The 14810-nt window shown below is 65.8% G+C and carries 15 protein-coding genes; 11 read left to right on the top strand and 4 right to left on the bottom strand.

Annotation, left to right across the window (positions count from 1 at the left end; genetic code table 11):
- Positions 1–21: 21 nt before the first annotated feature.
- From ACZ48C_RS14205 to ACZ48C_RS14190, 4 genes are all read left to right on the top strand, one after another.
- Positions 22–1005, top strand: coding sequence for a sulfate ABC transporter substrate-binding protein (locus ACZ48C_RS14205; RefSeq protein WP_119259050.1), 984 nt, complete (start codon positions 22–24; stop codon positions 1003–1005).
- Positions 1006–1081: 76 nt separating this feature from the next.
- Entirely contained in the window at positions 1082–1903 is an 822-nt protein-coding gene (cysT, locus tag ACZ48C_RS14200) for a sulfate ABC transporter permease subunit CysT (RefSeq protein WP_119259051.1), read from the top strand.
- Between the two features lie 2 nt (positions 1904–1905).
- Positions 1906–2802 carry a sulfate ABC transporter permease subunit CysW gene (cysW, locus tag ACZ48C_RS14195; protein ID WP_464781491.1) on the top strand — a complete coding sequence of 299 codons (897 nt, stop codon included), beginning with the start codon at positions 1906–1908 and terminating at the stop codon, positions 2800–2802.
- Positions 2799–3821 carry a sulfate/molybdate ABC transporter ATP-binding protein gene (locus tag ACZ48C_RS14190; protein WP_464781490.1) on the top strand — a complete coding sequence of 341 codons (1023 nt, stop codon included), beginning with the start codon at positions 2799–2801 and terminating at the stop codon, positions 3819–3821. Before cysW ends, ACZ48C_RS14190 begins: the two co-directional genes overlap by 4 nt.
- 4 nt (positions 3822–3825) lie before the next feature.
- On the opposite strand, the gene tlpA is transcribed toward ACZ48C_RS14190, so the two are convergent.
- Entirely contained in the window at positions 3826–4500 is a 675-nt protein-coding gene (gene tlpA, locus ACZ48C_RS14185) for a thiol:disulfide interchange protein TlpA (protein WP_119259054.1), read from the bottom strand.
- 23 nt (positions 4501–4523) lie between these two features.
- Between tlpA and argH the strand changes: the two genes are divergently transcribed.
- The 4 genes from argH (at position 4524) to ACZ48C_RS14165 (ending at position 10280) form a co-directional block, all read left to right on the top strand.
- Entirely contained in the window at positions 4524–5927 is a 1404-nt protein-coding gene (gene argH / locus ACZ48C_RS14180; RefSeq protein ID WP_464781489.1) for an argininosuccinate lyase, read from the top strand.
- 104 nt (positions 5928–6031) lie between these two features.
- Positions 6032–6217: an LPS translocon maturation chaperone LptM gene (gene lptM / locus ACZ48C_RS14175; protein ID WP_119259114.1), complete on the top strand. Its 186-nt coding sequence runs from the start codon at positions 6032–6034 to the stop codon at positions 6215–6217.
- 118 nt (positions 6218–6335) lie between these two features.
- Positions 6336–7604, top strand: coding sequence for a diaminopimelate decarboxylase (lysA, locus tag ACZ48C_RS14170; RefSeq protein WP_424547586.1), 1269 nt, complete (start codon positions 6336–6338; stop codon positions 7602–7604).
- A gap of 105 nt (positions 7605–7709) precedes the next feature.
- Positions 7710–10280, top strand: a complete 2571-nt coding sequence (locus ACZ48C_RS14165) for a TIGR02302 family protein (RefSeq protein ID WP_464781488.1) — start codon at positions 7710–7712, stop codon at positions 10278–10280.
- Between the two features lie 27 nt (positions 10281–10307).
- On the opposite strand, the gene ACZ48C_RS14160 is transcribed toward ACZ48C_RS14165, so the two are convergent.
- From ACZ48C_RS14160 to ACZ48C_RS14150, 3 genes are all read right to left on the bottom strand, one after another.
- The gene (locus tag ACZ48C_RS14160; protein ID WP_119259115.1) at positions 10308–10667 is read right to left on the bottom strand and encodes a response regulator; all 360 of its coding nucleotides are present in this window, start codon (positions 10665–10667) and stop codon (positions 10308–10310) included.
- Between the two features lie 203 nt (positions 10668–10870).
- The gene (gene hpt, locus ACZ48C_RS14155) at positions 10871–11416 is read right to left on the bottom strand and encodes a hypoxanthine phosphoribosyltransferase (protein ID WP_119259058.1); all 546 of its coding nucleotides are present in this window, start codon (positions 11414–11416) and stop codon (positions 10871–10873) included.
- Positions 11417–11517: 101 nt separating this feature from the next.
- Positions 11518–12186 (bottom strand): hypothetical protein, encoded by a 669-nt coding sequence (locus ACZ48C_RS14150; protein ID WP_464781487.1) that lies wholly within the window; start codon positions 12184–12186, stop codon positions 11518–11520.
- Positions 12187–12370: 184 nt separating this feature from the next.
- Between ACZ48C_RS14150 and ftsE the strand changes: the two genes are divergently transcribed.
- The 3 genes from ftsE (at position 12371) to ACZ48C_RS14135 (ending at position 14809) form a co-directional block, all read left to right on the top strand.
- Complete coding sequence (gene ftsE, locus ACZ48C_RS14145) at positions 12371–13030, top strand: cell division ATP-binding protein FtsE (protein ID WP_119259060.1); 660 nt, start codon at positions 12371–12373, stop codon at positions 13028–13030.
- Positions 13023–14030, top strand: coding sequence for a cell division protein FtsX (locus ACZ48C_RS14140; protein WP_464781486.1), 1008 nt, complete (start codon positions 13023–13025; stop codon positions 14028–14030). Before ftsE ends, ACZ48C_RS14140 begins: the two co-directional genes overlap by 8 nt.
- Before the next feature lie 71 nt (positions 14031–14101).
- Positions 14102–14809, top strand: coding sequence for a YdcF family protein (locus ACZ48C_RS14135; protein WP_464781485.1), 708 nt, complete (start codon positions 14102–14104; stop codon positions 14807–14809).
- Position 14810 lies beyond the last annotated feature (1 nt).

The following is a 14810-nucleotide window of genomic DNA, read 5'->3' as shown; positions in this document are numbered from 1 at the left end:
TCTCGCATCGGGGTTTTTCAGATGAAACGTTTGCTCCTTCTCGGCGTGGCCCTTCTCGGCCTTGCCGCTCCGCTCTCCGCCAACGCCGCCGACAAGCTGCTCAACGCCTCCTACGACGTAGCGCGCGAGCTTTTCGCCGCCGAGAACGAGGCCTTCGTGAAGGCGCATCCGGGCGTCACCATCGACCAGTCGCATGGCGGCACCTCCAAGCAGGCGCGCGCCATCGTCGAGGGCCTCGAGGCCGACGTCGTGACCTTCAATCAGGTGACGGATATCGACTTCCTCGTGAAGAACGGCTTCGTCGCCGAAGGCTGGCAGAAGGCGTTCCCGAACAACGCCTCGCCCTTCTATTCCTTCCCGTCCTTCCTCGTGCGCGCCGGCAATCCGAAGAATATCAAGGACTGGTCCGACCTTGCCCGCGACGACGTGAAGGTCATCTTCCCGAACCCGAAGACCTCGGGCAATGCGCGCTACACCTATCTTGCCGCCACGGCCTATGCCAAGGAAGCCTTCAAGGACGACCCGGCGAAGGTCGAGGAATTCGTCAAGAAGATCTTCGACAACGTGCCGGTCTTCGACACGGGCGGCCGCGCGGCGACCACGACCTTCGTCGAGCGCGAGATCGGCGACGTCATCATCACCTTCGAGGCCGAGACCAAGTCGATCGCCAAGCAGTATGGCGAGGACAAGTTCGAAAGCGTCGTGCCCTCCGTCTCGCTGCTTGCCGAATTCCCGGTCGCGGTGGTCGACAAGGTGGCTGACGCCCATGGCAGCCGGGATCTGGCCAAGTCCTATCTCGACTTCCTCTATGCGCCGGAAGGCCAGAAGATCGCCGCTGAATTCGGTCACCGCGTTCATGACGAAAAGGTCGCCGCCGAGTTCAAGGACCAGTTTCCGGATATCCGCCTCGTCAATGTCGACGACGTCTTCGGCGGCTGGGACAAGGTCTCCAAGGAGCATTTCTCCGAGGGCGGCACGCTGGACAAGATCTACGGCAGCCGCTGATCCACTCCCCTTCGTTCTTCAAGGCAGCCGGCGGGCGCAAAACCCGCCGGTTGTGGTATGAGAAAGGAACGCCCGTTTGAAACGGCGTGTACTGCCCGGATTGCCGCTCGCGCTCGGCATCACCCTCGTCTATGTGGCCATCATCGTGGTGCTGCCGCTGGCGGCGCTCGTCTTCAAGGCGGCAAGCCTTGGGCCTGCGGATTACTGGCGCATCGTCTCCTCCGACCGCGCCCTTGCGAGCTACCGCGTGACGGTGCTCTGCGCGCTGGCGGCGACGGTCTTCAATCTCCTCTTCGGCATGGCGCTCGCCTGGGTGCTGGTGCGCTACCGCTTCCCCGGCCGGCGCCTTGTCGATGCGCTCGTGGACCTGCCCTTCGCGCTGCCGACGGCGGTCGCCGGCATTGCGCTCACCACGCTCTTTGCCACCAACGGCTGGTTCGGCGGCCCGCTCTCCCATCTCGGCATCAAGGTCGCCTATACGCCGCTCGGCATCATCGTCGCCATGAGCTTCACCAGCATCCCCTTTATCGTGCGCACGGTGCAGCCGGTGCTGGAGGAGCTAGATCCGGCGCTGGAGGAGGCGGGGCAGACGCTCGGCGCGAGCGATCTTTCCATCTTCGCCAAGGTCATCCTGCCGCTTCTGGCGCCGGCGCTGCTGGCGGGCGTCTCGCTCTCCTTCGCACGCAGCCTCGGCGAGTTCGGCGCCATCATCTTCATCGCCGGCAACCAGCCTTTCTCGACGGAGATCACCGCGCTTCTCGCCTTCATCCGGCTGGAGGAATACGACTATCCGGCCTCCGCCGCCATCGCCTCCGTCATGCTGCTGACGGCCTTCGTCATGCTGGCGATCACCAATCTCATGCAGGCCCGCGCCCTGCGCTACACGGTGAGGGGCTGATCATGGCGCATCACGCAAAGGGCAAGCCGCCGCGCGTCGGCGACAATCCCCTCTTTCGCCGCATCCTGCTGACGGTGGTCCTCCTGCTTGTGGCGCTGATGATCATCGCGCCGCTCGTCGTCATCGCCGTCGAGGCCTTTTCGCGCGGGATCGGCTATTTCGCGAAATCCATTGCCGATCCCGACACGCGGCACGCCATCCTGCTGACGGTCGTCACGGCGCTCATCGCCGTGCCGATCAACACGGCCTTCGGCGTCGCGGCGGCCTGGGCCATCACCAAGCATGACTTTCCCGGCAAGCGGCTGCTCACCGTCGTCATCGAGATCCCCTTCTCGGTCTCGCCAATCGTCGCGGGCGTCTCCTATCTCTTCGTCTTCGGCCTGCAGGGTCTCTTCGGCCATGCGCTGGAGGCGGCGGGGATCAAGATCCTCTTCGCCCTGCCCGGCATCGTGCTTGCCAGCATGTTCGTGACCGCGCCCTTCGTGGCGCGCGAGCTGATCCCGCTGATGCAGGCGCAGGGCCGCGATCTCGAAGAGGCGGCGACGTCGCTCGGGGCGAGCGGCTGGCGGACCTTCTTCTCCGTCACGCTGCCCAACATCAAATGGGCGATGCTCTATGGCGTGGTGCTCTGCAATTCGCGTGTCATGGGCGAGTTCGGCGCCGTCTCGGTCGTCTCGGGCAATATCCGCGGCCAGACCAACACGCTGCCGCTCCATATCGAGCTGCTTTATCACGATTACAATGCGGCCGGCTCCTTTGCCGCCGCATCCATCCTTGCCGGCCTTGCCATCGTCACGCTCCTTGCCAAGGTGGCGCTGGAGCGGCAGGGCGCGGGCCGCGTGCAGCGCCCTGCCGCCCTTGTGGGGGCCGACAGCATCACTCCGGAGGTCAAGCCTTGAAGATTCGTCTCGACAATGTGGTCAAGGAATTCGAGACCTTCCGCGCCGTGCACGGCGTCTCGCTCGATATCGAGAGCGGCGAGCTGGTCGCGCTGCTCGGCCCCTCGGGCTCCGGCAAGACGACGATCCTGCGCATGGTCGCCGGCCTCGAATATGCCGATGCCGGGGCGATCTATTTCGGTGAGGAGAACGCGACGGACATTCCGGTGCGCGAGCGCGGCGTTGGCTTCGTCTTCCAGCATTACGCGCTCTTCCCGCATATGACGGTCGGCGATAACATCGCCTTCGGCATGAAGGTCTCCAGGGTGAAGCGCACGCCGCAGGCGATCGAGGCGCGCGTGAAGGAATTGCTCGATCTCGTGCAGCTTGGCGGGCTGAAGGATCGCTTCCCCGGCCAGATCTCCGGCGGCCAGCGCCAGCGCGTGGCGCTCGCCCGGGCGCTTGCCGTCGATCCGCGCGTGCTGCTGCTCGACGAGCCCTTCGGTGCACTGGATGCCAATGTGCGGCGGGACCTGCGCCGCTGGCTGCGCAAGATCCACGACGAGCTCGGCATCACCACGCTTTTCGTTACGCACGACCAGGAAGAGGCGCTCGACCTTGCCGACCGCGTGGTCATCCTCAACAAAGGCCGGATCGTGCAGGAGGGGACGCCCGAAGCCGTCTGCCGCAACCCGGCCGATGCCTTCGTGATGAATTTTCTGGGCGATGCCAACCGGCTCGACGCGGATATCCGCGGCGGCAGGGCCTATGTCGAGGACGTTTCCTTCGAGGCCGAGGGCGTCGCCGATGGCGGCGGGCAGATCCTCTTCCGCCCGGCCGATGTCACCTGGCGCGAGGATGGAGAGGGGATCGCGGCGAAGATCGTCCGCGTCATCGACAGGCCGGATTCGCGCCGCGTTCTGGCGATGACCGGCAGCGGGCAGGCGGTGGAGTTCGATACCGCGCCGGAATTTCCGCACCGCAAGGGCGAGGCGGGCTTCATCGAGATCCGCCGGCCGCGGATCTACGCGGCGGCATGATATCTCAGATCTTCGGCGCTCCGAGCGCGGCGTTGATCAGTGCCTTGGCGTCCTCGCCGTCCCAGGCGGCGGGGCCGTTCATGGCGGAGATCAGGCAGCCCTTGTCGTCCATCAGCAGCGTGACGGGCAGGCCGAAGGCCAGGCCCTCCTTCTTCAACGTGTTGAAGACGCCCATGGAGGCGTCGCGGTAATAGCCGAGGTCGTGGACCTTCGTCTCGTCGAGGAAGGTCTTCGGCTTTTCGTCGTCGCCGGTATCGATGTTGATCGCCACGACCTCGAATTTGTCGCTGCCGAGGTTCTTCTGCAGCGCATTGAGCGCCGGCATTTCCTCGCGGCAGGGCACGCACCAGGTCGCCCAGAGATTGACCAGCAGCGTCTTGCCGGCAAAGTCCGCGATGGTCTTCTTCTTGCCGTCCGGGCCGTCGAAAACGAGGTCGGGGAGGGGACGGTGCTCGTCGACCGTGCGCATGGCGGCGACCTGACCCTTGGAGAAGGGCGTGATCGCGGCGGCCTTTTCGGCGGCGAGCGGGCAGGCGGCGGAACCGGCGGACGCGACCGCGCCATTGCCAGACAGGCTTTCCTTCACGTATATCGCTGCACCACCGGCAAGAAGTCCGGCGAGCCCGGCAATGGCGATCAGCTTTCCTGCCGGCAGGCCGAGTTTCTTCTTCACTGACATTTCATTCTCCAGGATAGGCACCCATGGCTGACGGCACTTCCGAGACGAAATCCTCGAACCAGATGTGGGGCGGCCGCTTCGCCTCGGGACCGGATGCGATCATGGAGGAGATAAATGCCTCCATCGGCTTCGACAAGAAGCTTTATGCCCAGGACATCCGCGGCTCAAAGGCGCATGCCGAAATGCTTAGCCATCAGGGCATCATTTCGGCGGACGATAAGGAAAAGATCGTTCACGGTCTCGACACGATATTGTCAGAGATCGAGGCGGGCACCTTCGAGTTCTCGCGCAAGCTGGAAGACATCCACATGAATGTCGAGGCGCGGCTGGCGACGCTGATCGGCCCCGCCGCCGGGCGCCTGCACACCGCCCGCTCGCGCAATGACCAGGTGGCGCTCGATTTTCGCCTCTGGGTCAAGGAAGAGCTGCAGAAGACCGAAAGGATGCTGACGAGCCTCATCGCCGCCTTCCTCGACCGCGCGGAAGAGCACGCCGAGACGGTCATGCCCGGCTTCACCCATCTCCAGACGGCCCAGCCGGTGACCTTCGGCCACCATTGCATGGCCTATGTGGAAATGTTCGGCCGCGACCGCCAGCGCGTGCGCCATGCCATCGAGCATCTCGACGAAAGCCCAATCGGCGCCGCCGCGCTTGCCGGCACCGGCTACAATATCGACCGCCACATGACGGCCAAGGCCCTCGGCTTCCGCGAGCCGACGCGCAATTCCATCGACACGGTCTCGGACCGCGACTTCGCGCTGGAGTTCCTCTCCATCGCCGCCATCGCCTCCGTTCACCTCTCGCGCCTTGCCGAGGAGATCGTCATCTGGTCGACGCCGCAATTTGGCTTCATCCGCCTGTCGGACGCCTTCTCGACCGGCTCCTCGATCATGCCGCAGAAGAAGAACCCCGACGCCGCGGAGCTCGTGCGCGCCAAGACGGGCCGCATCAACGGCTCGCTGATTGCGCTGCTAACCGTCATGAAGGGCCTGCCGCTCGCCTATTCCAAGGACATGCAGGAGGACAAGGAACAGGTCTTCGACGCCGCAGAGAGCCTGGAGCTGGCGATTGCCGCCATGACCGGCATGGTGCGCGACATGACGATCCGCGCGGACCGGATGAAGGCGGCGGCCGGCTCCGGCTATTCCACCGCGACGGACCTTGCCGACTGGCTGGTGCGTGAGGCGGGCCTGCCCTTCCGCGACGCCCACCATGTCACCGGCCGTGCCGTGGCGCTCGCCGAGAGCAAGGGCTGCGACCTTGCGGAACTCTCGCTCGAAGACTTGCAGGCGATCCATGCCGCGATCACCGCCGACATCTTCAACGTTCTGACGGTCGAGGCCTCGGTCGCCAGCCGCAAGAGCTATGGCGGCACCGCGCCTTCGGAAGTCCGCCGGCAGATCGCCTGGTGGCGGCAGCGGAACTGATCAAACCGCTTGCAGGAATCATCAAGAGATTAAGGGTGCACAGGGCGGGCGAATTCGCTAAGGATGATGCCCACCCGATCACCGGCAATTCCAGGGAACGCTTCATGACACGCATCGATATCGGCAGGCTGGCTTTCGTGCTCTGCCTTTCCGCAGCGGTTCTGACCGCTTGTGGCCGCAAGGGCGATCTCGACCTGCCGGGCGGCGGACAGCCGGTCGTGAAGACCATCAAGGGCAAGAAGGTCGAGCAGGTCGAAGACAAGCCCTTCGTCCTCGACCCCCTTCTCTAGAGCATTTCCGCTTTTCTTCGAATCGCGAAAACGCTCTATCCTTTTGTTTTTACGCAATTCCGGACGCAAAACCGCTGCGCACTTTTGCTGGAATTGCTCTAGTTCTACGGATCAGGCAGTGAACCATTTCGAGCATCGCGACGGCATTCTCTACGCGGAGGACGTGCCGGTTCCGGAGATCGCCAAGGCGGTCGGCACCCCCTTCTACGTCTATTCGACGGCCACGCTGGAGCGGCACTACAAGGTGTTCTCCAAGGCCTTCGAGGGCGTCGATGCGCTGGTCTGCTACGCCATGAAGGCGAATTCCAACCAGGCGGTGCTGAAGACGCTCGCCCGGCTCGGCGCGGGCATAGACGTGGTCTCGGAAGGGGAACTGCGCCGGGCGCTTGCCGCCGGCGTTCCCGCCTCGCGCATCATGTTCTCCGGCGTCGGCAAGACGCCGCGGGAGATGGACCTTGCGCTCGAGGCCGGCATCTACTGCTTCAACGTCGAATCCGAGCCGGAACTGGACGTGCTGAACGCCCGCGCCGTGAAGGCCGGCAAGGTCGCCCATGTCTCCTTCCGCATCAACCCGGATGTCGACGCCCGCACCCATGCCAAGATCTCGACGGGCAAGAAGGAAAACAAGTTCGGCATTTCCTGGGAGCGCGCACGCGCCGTCTATGCCCGCGCCGCGAGCCTGCCAGGCATCGAGGTCACCGGCATCGACATGCATATCGGCAGCCAGATCACCGAGCTGCAACCCTTCGACGACGCCTTCCGGCTGCTGCGCGAACTGGTCGAGACGCTGCGCGCCGACGGCCACACCATCGACCATGTCGATGTCGGCGGCGGCCTCGGCATTCCCTACAAGACGGACAACGCGCCGCCGCCGCTGCCGGATGCCTATGCCGAGATCGTCAAGAACCAGCTCAAGGGCCTCGGCTGCAAGATCGTCACGGAGCCCGGCCGGCTGATCGTCGGCAATGCCGGCATCCTCGTCACCGAGGTCATCTATGTGAAGGACGGCGGCGAGAAGACCTTCGTCATCGTCGACGCGGCGATGAACGACCTCATCCGCCCGACGCTCTACGAGGCCTGGCACGAGATCCAGCCGGTCGTCATCTCGGCAGCCAATGCGCCGCGCATCCGCGCCGATGTCGTCGGCCCGGTCTGCGAGACGGGCGACTATCTGGCGCAGGACCGCGAGATGGCGCAGCCGAAGCCCGGCGACCTCATCGCCGTCGGCTCGGCCGGCGCCTATGGTGCGGTGCAGGCCGGCACCTACAACAGCCGCCTGCTGGTGCCGGAAGTGCTGGTCAACGGGTCCGAGTTCCACGTCATCCGCCCGCGGCTTTCCTATGACGACCTGATCGGCCTCGATTCGCTGCCGGACTGGCTCGCCTGAGCCGCAGGCGGGGAATAGCGTTCACGATTTTGCGCGCGCCCTCGTCTTCGCCACAAAGGATGTTATTTTCGGATGGTGACAAAGAGCGGCGGAGTGCGTTGATCGATGGCATCTGACAGGCAGCGCGAGAAGGGGGCGACCGGCAATCCGCTGGCCCGCCGGCTTGCGGCCAAACGCCTTGCCGCGAGGGCTGTGCTCTATCTCGAAGCGCTTGCGCCGCGCCTGCTGCCGGTCCTGCTCCTCGTCGCCGCCTTCCTCGCGCTCACCTGGTTCGGCTATTTCCGCCATGCGCCGTTCTGGCTGCATGTCGTAACGCTCGCGGCCTTCGCGATCGGGTTCTTCGTCCTGCTCGCCCGGCTGCGCGGCATTTCCTGGCCGTCGGTCGACAGCGCCGACCGCATGCTGGAAGCACGCAACGCGCTGACGCATCAGGCGATCCGCGTGCAGGACGACAGGCCGGCGGCCGGCGACGCCTTCGGCGAAGCGCTCTGGCGCGAGCATCAGGCGCGCATGGCCCGCATGATCGGCGCGCTGCGCACCGGTACGCCCGAGCCCGACATTGCCCGCCACGACCGCCATGCGCTGCGCGCCGTGCCGCTGCTCCTCGTCGCCATCGCCTTTGCCTTCTCCTATTCCAACCGCGGCGGCCTGCTGGTCGATGTCGTTTCCTTCCAGGCGCCCGCCGAGGCGGCGCCGGACATGCGCATCGATGCCTGGGTGACGCCGCCGGCCCATACCGCGCGGGCGCCGGTATTCCTCACCGGCAACGCGCAGGGCCAGCCGGCCGAGGCCGCGGAAGGCGGGATCCGCATTCCGCAATTCAGCGACCTGACGGTGCGCGTGACCGGCGGCAGCGGGAATGAGACGGTCGGCTATCAGGTGGCCGGCGAAAACACCGTCACGGCCATCCGTCCCGAGGCGGAAAAGCCGAAGGACGGAACGGCGCCGGCCGCGACCGTCGGCGGCGCGCGGACCATGCATTACAAGATCCTGAAGGACGGCACGCTCTCGGTCGATGGCCGTAGCTGGACCTTCGCCGTCATCCCGGACCGCGTGCCGGAAATCGCCTTCGACGGCATCCCGAAAACGACGGTCGCCTCGGCCCTCGAGATCAGCTTCATCGCGAGGGACGACTACGGGCTTCAGGAGGCCCATGCGGAGATCGTCCCGGTCGACCAGCCGAAGGATGCCCGCCCGCTCTATCCGCTGCCGGAATATAGGCTCGACCTGCCGCGCCGCGCCGCGCGCGAGGCCAAGGGCACGACGAGCCGCAACCTTTCCGAACATCCGCTTTCCGGCAAGCGCGTGAAGATCACGCTCGTCGCCAAGGATGCCGCGGGGCAGGAGGGGCGCAGCCAGCCCGTCGAGATCGTGCTGCCGGCGAAGAACTTCTTCGAGCCGCTCGCCGCCGCCGTCGCCGAGGAGCGGCAGGTCTTCGCGCTCGATGCAAGGCAGTTGCCGCTCGCCATCACGCTCAACGAGGCGCTGACGATCCGTCCCGAGGAGACGATTCCGAACCTCACGCATTTCCTGTTGATCCAGTCGGCCGGAGCGCGCATGCGGCTTGCCCGCAGTGAAGACCAGATGCGCGATACGGCGGATTATCTCTGGGAGATCGCGCTCGGCATCGAGGACGGCAACCTGTCGCTCGCCGACCGGCGCCTGCGCGATGCGCAGAAGGCGCTTTCCGAGGCTCTTGAACGCAATGCCTCCGAGGAAGAGATCGCCAGGCTCATGAAGGAGCTGCGCGATGCGATGCAGGCCTATATGGAGGAACTGGCGCGGCAGGCGGCCAAGAACGGCCAGCAGAATGCCCAGCAGCAGGGCCGCATCCTGCGTCAGCAGGATCTGCAGCGCATGATGGACCAGATCGAGAACCTGGCGCGCTCGGGTGCGCGGGATCAGGCGCAGCAGATGCTGTCCGAATTGCAGCGCATGATGAACAACCTTCAGGCGGGCCGGCCGCAGCAGGGGCAGGGCCAGCAGAACGACGCCATGCGCCAGCAGATGGATAAGCTCGGCGAGCTGGTGCTGAAGCAGCAGAAGCTGATGGAAGAGACCTTCAAGCTCGATCAGGCGCTGCGCGACCGCATGGAGCGCGGCGATCCGATGCCGGGCGAGGAGGACGAGGCGCAGCCGGGCGACGACGGCGCCAACCCGCAGCCGTCCGACAAGATGACGGCCGACCAGCTTCGCGATGCCCTGAAGAAGCTTCGCGAGCAGCAGGACGGGCTCGGCAAGCAGCTCGGCGAATTGCAGCAGGCGCTCAAGGGCATGGGCATGGAGCCGGGCGAGGGCTTCGGTCAGGCCGGCCGCGAGATGAAGGATGCCGGCAAGGCCCTCGGCGAGGGCGAGGGGGAAGCGGCCGTCGGCAGCCAGGGGCGTGCGCTCGAGGCGCTGCGGCAGGGCGCGCAGAACATGATGAACCAGATGCAGGCGATGGGCCAGGGACAGGGGCAGGGCATGCCACAGGCCGGGCGCAACGGCCGCGATCCCCTCGGCCGCGAGCGCAACGCCGAGGGTGGCAACAGCGAGGCCGGCGGGAACAGGGTCCCGGAAGAGATCGATATCCAGCGGGCCCGCGAGATCCTCGACGAGATCCGCCGCCGCCTCGGCACCGGCGGTTCGCCTGCCCTTGAGCGGGACTATCTGGAGCGACTACTCGGGATTCGCTGAAACAGCGGCTTCCGCAGCAGCGAACGATCAGGCGGCAAGCGCCATGGCGACGGCCCGGCGGATATCCGGCAGGCTGAACGGCTTGCTGACGACGTCGACGATCTTCGTCGTCAGGTCGTCAGCGCGCTCGCGCTGCTCCGCATAGCCGGTCATCAGCAGGATCTTCAGCGCCGGGTGGGCGGCGGATGCCTTGTGGGCAAGCTCGATGCCGTCCATCACGGGCATGCGGATATCGGAGAGCAGGAGGTCGAAGCCTCCGTCCGTCAGCGCGTCGAGGCCCGCGGCCCCGTCCGGCGCCTCGACGGTCTCATGACCATCCATCCGCAGCGCCCGCGCCACGAAGCGGCGCAGGGAGTCTTCGTCTTCGGTGATCAGGATCTTCGCCATCGCTTCCCCTTCGGGCCTGTTCATTGGCCCCGGCATGGGAACGAAAAGACCAGACTTTCCTTGTCGATCCGTAAACGCCCGATGGAGGAAAGTGGGGCTGGCTGGAGCGTTTGCGCTTTCTCTGGATCGCGAAAACGCTCCAGCTCCTTGGTTCTACGCAATTCCGGACGCAAAACCGCTGCGCACTTTTGATGGAATTGCCTCTATTCCGCGTCGCCGGTGACGACGCCCACGAAGGGCAGTTCGCGGAAGGCATAAGCGACGTCCATGCCGTAGCCGACGACGAAATGGTCCGGGCATTCGAAGCCGACATAATCGGCCTCAAGATCGGTCCTGCGCTTCTCGCGCTTGTCGAGCAGCACGGCGATCGTGACGTTGCGCGCGCCGCGTTCGTACATCAGCTCCTTGGCGAAGCTGAGCGTGCGACCGGATTCGAGGATGTCGTCGATAAGCAGGATATCGCGGCCATGCACGTCGCTGTCGATGTCCTTGATCACCTTCACGCCCTGCGAGACGGTGCCCGCGCCGTAGCTGGAAAGGGTGATGAATTCCACTTCCGGCGCGAGGCCGGCGGCGTGCAGTGCGCGGGTGAGGTCGGCGGCGAAGATGAACGAGCCCTTGAGCACGGCGATGACGAGGAGGTCCTTCGTCGGGCCGGCGGCGATCTGCGCCGCGAGTTCTTCGTTGCGCTTGGCGATCTGCGCGGCGTCGTAAAGCGTTTCGATCTTCTTTCCGCGGACAATCTGCATCGCGAGACGGCTCCCTGGGGTCGTGACAGAGAATTCCGGCCACCGTTCGGAGCGCAATGACGCCCGGAACCGCACCGGAACAAAGCAGCCGATTAGCACACTCAGTTGGCCGGCGCACCCTCGCGGACGAAGGAAACCGAGACTTTCGGCACTTTTCCGCCGCTGTGCGGGATGCGCAGGGCGAAGTGCTCGCTGCCGCCGGGGGCGATGTTCGCGGCATCGAGCGCGATGCGCCGCTGGAGCGCGGAGCCAGCGCCGTCAACGAGGATTTCGAGCGGCGGCAGGGTTTCCACCTTGCCGCCGTCATTGTCCACGCGGCCGTAGACGGAGAGCACCTTCATGCCGTTGCGGTCGTCGAGCGTGGCGCTGAGCCCGGCGACACGCAGCGGTTCGGCCGCATCCGCCCCGGGCATGGCGGCCTTCAGCGCCGAGAGCCCGCCGGCATAGGCGAAGACGAAGAGGAAGGACGCCGTGACGAGGCCGGCAAAGGCGCGGCCCGGAAGACGCTGCAATCCCGTTTCCGCGAGCCGCGCGCAGGCGGCCGCGATGCGGAAGAGGAGATGTTGGGAAAGCGGCTGCGTCCGCGCGGGACGGGCGGGGCGGTGGTTGTCGTTCGAGGTGCGCGCGCCGGACGCGCGGATCACCACGAAATCGGCATCCACCACTTCGAGCCGCCTGGTAAAGCGCTGCCTTGCGGCCGGCGCCCTGGGCTCGGGGGGCAGGAGGTCGATCCGGCCCCTTGCCTGCTGCTTCGCTCTGAAGGCGTTCATCGCCACCTCCGCTGGCCGTCCTTCGCAAAATCCATGGCGAAAAGTCGGGCATTGAATGAAATCCTTACGAAACGTAAACCATACTGGTTAATGCTTCGGAAACCCGACCGTGAAAGAGCCGCTTTCCTGTGCGACGTCAGCCGCGGTACCGATGGGGTGACCGTTTCTAGAACCGGATTGGCCATTGATTCACTTCGAGAATGTCGGACTGCGCTATGGAATGGGGCCGGAAATCCTCCGGGACCTCACCTTCGATATCCCGCGCCGGTCCTTCCAGTTCCTGACGGGTCCGTCGGGCGCGGGCAAGACGACGCTTCTGCGCCTGCTTTTCCTGTCGCTTCAGCCGACGCGCGGCATCATCCGCACCTTCGATCGGGAAATCTCGACCATTCCGCGCGACGAATTGCCGATGCTGCGCCGGCGCATCGGCATCGTCTTCCAGGATTTCCGCCTGCTCGACCACCTGACGACCTACGAGAACGTGGCGCTGCCGCTGCGCGTGCGCGGCAAGGACGAATCCAGCTATCGCGCCGACGTGCTCGAACTCCTGAAATGGGTCGGCCTCGGCGAGCGGATCAACGTGCTGCCGCCGGTGCTTTCGGGCGGGGAGAAGCAGCGCGCGGCGATCGCCCGCGCGCTCATCGACCGGCCGGAGCTGCTGCTTGCCGACGAGCCGACCGGCAATGTCGATCCGCCGATGGCGCGCCGGCTGCTCAGCCTCTTCCTCGAGCTCAACCGGCTCGGCACCGCCGTGGTGATCGCCACGCACGACCTTTCCCTGATGGACCAGGTGGAGGCGCGGCGCATGATCCTCTCGCAAGGCAGGCTCGACATCTATGACTGACGCGCCCCGCGAAGCCAGCGAGAATGCCGCAGCCGCCCGCCGGCCGGAAATGCGCGTGCGCCCCACCGCGCCCATCGTGCCGCCGGCCAACGTTTCCGGCCGGGCGCTGATGTTCGTCATCGCCATCATGGCCTTCCTCGCCTGCCTCACCTTCGGCGCCGTCACCATGGTGCGGGCGACGGCGGCGAGCTGGCAGAGCCAGATCTCCCGCGAGATCACCATCCAGATCAAGCCGGACGACAATCTCGACATGGAGACCGCGCTCAAGGATGCGCGCGACCTCGCGCTCACCTTCTCCGGCACGCGCGGCGGCACCATCGTCGACAAGACGGCGACCGCCCGCCTTCTCGAGCCGTGGCTCGGCGAGGGGCTGGATATCGACGAATTGCCGGTGCCGCGCCTCGTCATCATCACCATCGACGAGCAGAGCCCGCCCGATTTCGCGGCGATGCGCAAGGCCTTGTCGGAGGCGATCCCGCAGGCTTCGCTTGACGACCATCGCACCTGGGTCGACCGTCTCGTCGCCATGGCCCGCACCACCGCCTTCATCGGCACGGGCGTGCTCGTCCTCGTCTTCTCGGCCATGGTGCTGACCGTGGTCTTTGCCACGCGCGGGGCGCTTTCCGGCAACCGCCATATCGTCGAGGTGCTGCATTTCGTCGGTGCCGAGGCGAGCTTCGTCGCCTCGGAATTCCAGAAGCATTTCCTGATGATCAGCCTCAAGGGCTCCTTTGCCGGCGGGTTCCTGGCGGCGCTCTTCTTCGCCATCGCCGGCTTCTGGCAGGGCCGGTCCATCGCCACGCCCCAGAGCGACCAGGCGACGGCGCTCTTCGGCTCCTTCGCCATGGGCCTGACCGGCTATCTCGGCATCGCGGCGACCATCGTCGTGATCGCGCTCCTGACGACGCTGACGGCGCGCTTCACCGTCATGCGCACGATCCACGAAATCGATCTCATCCGCTCCGATCCCTCGCGCACCGATCAATTGCCCGATCCATGACCTCTCGCGGGGTGGATCATCGCCCCGAAACGGACTATCCGTTGCCGCAATCCGGTTCTATGGGTCGAATCATGAACACGCTGGAACGGGCAAAGCAGGGATTGCCGGAGGGCATCTCGCGTGGCGAGGCAAGGCGGCGGCGCCGCCGGCGCCCCGCCCGGCGGGTCGTGCGCGCCCTTCTCGTGCTCATCCTGCTTGCCGCCATGGCCGGCGCCGGAGGCTTTCTCTATTTCGCCGAGACCGTGGCGGCGCTCGAAGCGCCGTCCGAACCGAAGGCGGACGCCATCGTGGTGCTGACCGGCGGCTACCAGCGCATCGACCGCGCCATCGAGCTCCTGAAGAAGGGCGCAGGCGGGCGGCTGCTGATCTCGGGCGTCAACCCCGCGACGAGCGGCAACCAGCTGCGCAAGCTCACGCAAAGCTCCTCCGCGCTCTTCGAATGCTGCGTCGACATGGGCTACGAGGCGGTGGACACGATCGGCAATGCCAACGAGACGGCGCGCTGGATCCGCGACAACCAGTTCCGCCGCGTGCTGGTCGTCACCAACAACTACCACATGCCACGCAGCCTGCTGGAGTTGAAGGCGGCCGATCCGGAGACCGACTTCATCGCCTATCCGGTCGTCAACACCGACCTGAAGAACGGCAACTGGCTGCGCCAGCCGGGCATCCTGAAGGCCATGCTCTCCGAGTATCTCAAATATTGCCTCGCGCATGTGCGCGCCTTTGCCGGCGCGCGAAGCTGGTCGGGGCTCAGGGCAGACATGACCGGCGGTTGAG

This window comes from Shinella sp. 1A1, assembly GCF_055379515.1.
The sequence above is the reverse complement of the archived record's forward strand: the minus strand, read 5'-3'. Positions and strand labels throughout refer to the sequence as shown.

Excerpts from the sequence above, each read along its gene's own strand:
- lptM (WP_119259114.1), top strand. The coding sequence starts at position 6,032 with ATGACACGCATCGATATCGGCAGGCTGGCTTTCGTGCTCTGCCTTTCC.
- argH (WP_464781489.1), top strand. The coding sequence starts at position 4,524 with ATGGCTGACGGCACTTCCGAGACGAAATCCTCGAACCAGATGTGGGGC.
- tlpA (WP_119259054.1), bottom strand. The coding sequence starts at position 4,500 with ATGTCAGTGAAGAAGAAACTCGGCCTGCCGGCAGGAAAGCTGATCGCC.
- ACZ48C_RS14140 (WP_464781486.1), top strand. The coding sequence starts at position 13,023 with ATGACTGACGCGCCCCGCGAAGCCAGCGAGAATGCCGCAGCCGCCCGC.
- ACZ48C_RS14165 (WP_464781488.1), top strand. The coding sequence starts at position 7,710 with ATGGCATCTGACAGGCAGCGCGAGAAGGGGGCGACCGGCAATCCGCTG.
- ACZ48C_RS14135 (WP_464781485.1), top strand. The coding sequence starts at position 14,102 with ATGAACACGCTGGAACGGGCAAAGCAGGGATTGCCGGAGGGCATCTCG.
- ACZ48C_RS14205 (WP_119259050.1), top strand. The coding sequence starts at position 22 with ATGAAACGTTTGCTCCTTCTCGGCGTGGCCCTTCTCGGCCTTGCCGCT.
- hpt (WP_119259058.1), bottom strand. The coding sequence starts at position 11,416 with ATGCAGATTGTCCGCGGAAAGAAGATCGAAACGCTTTACGACGCCGCG.
- ACZ48C_RS14150 (WP_464781487.1), bottom strand. The coding sequence starts at position 12,186 with ATGAACGCCTTCAGAGCGAAGCAGCAGGCAAGGGGCCGGATCGACCTC.
- cysW (WP_464781491.1), top strand. The coding sequence starts at position 1,906 with ATGGCGCATCACGCAAAGGGCAAGCCGCCGCGCGTCGGCGACAATCCC.
- ACZ48C_RS14160 (WP_119259115.1), bottom strand. The coding sequence starts at position 10,667 with ATGGCGAAGATCCTGATCACCGAAGACGAAGACTCCCTGCGCCGCTTC.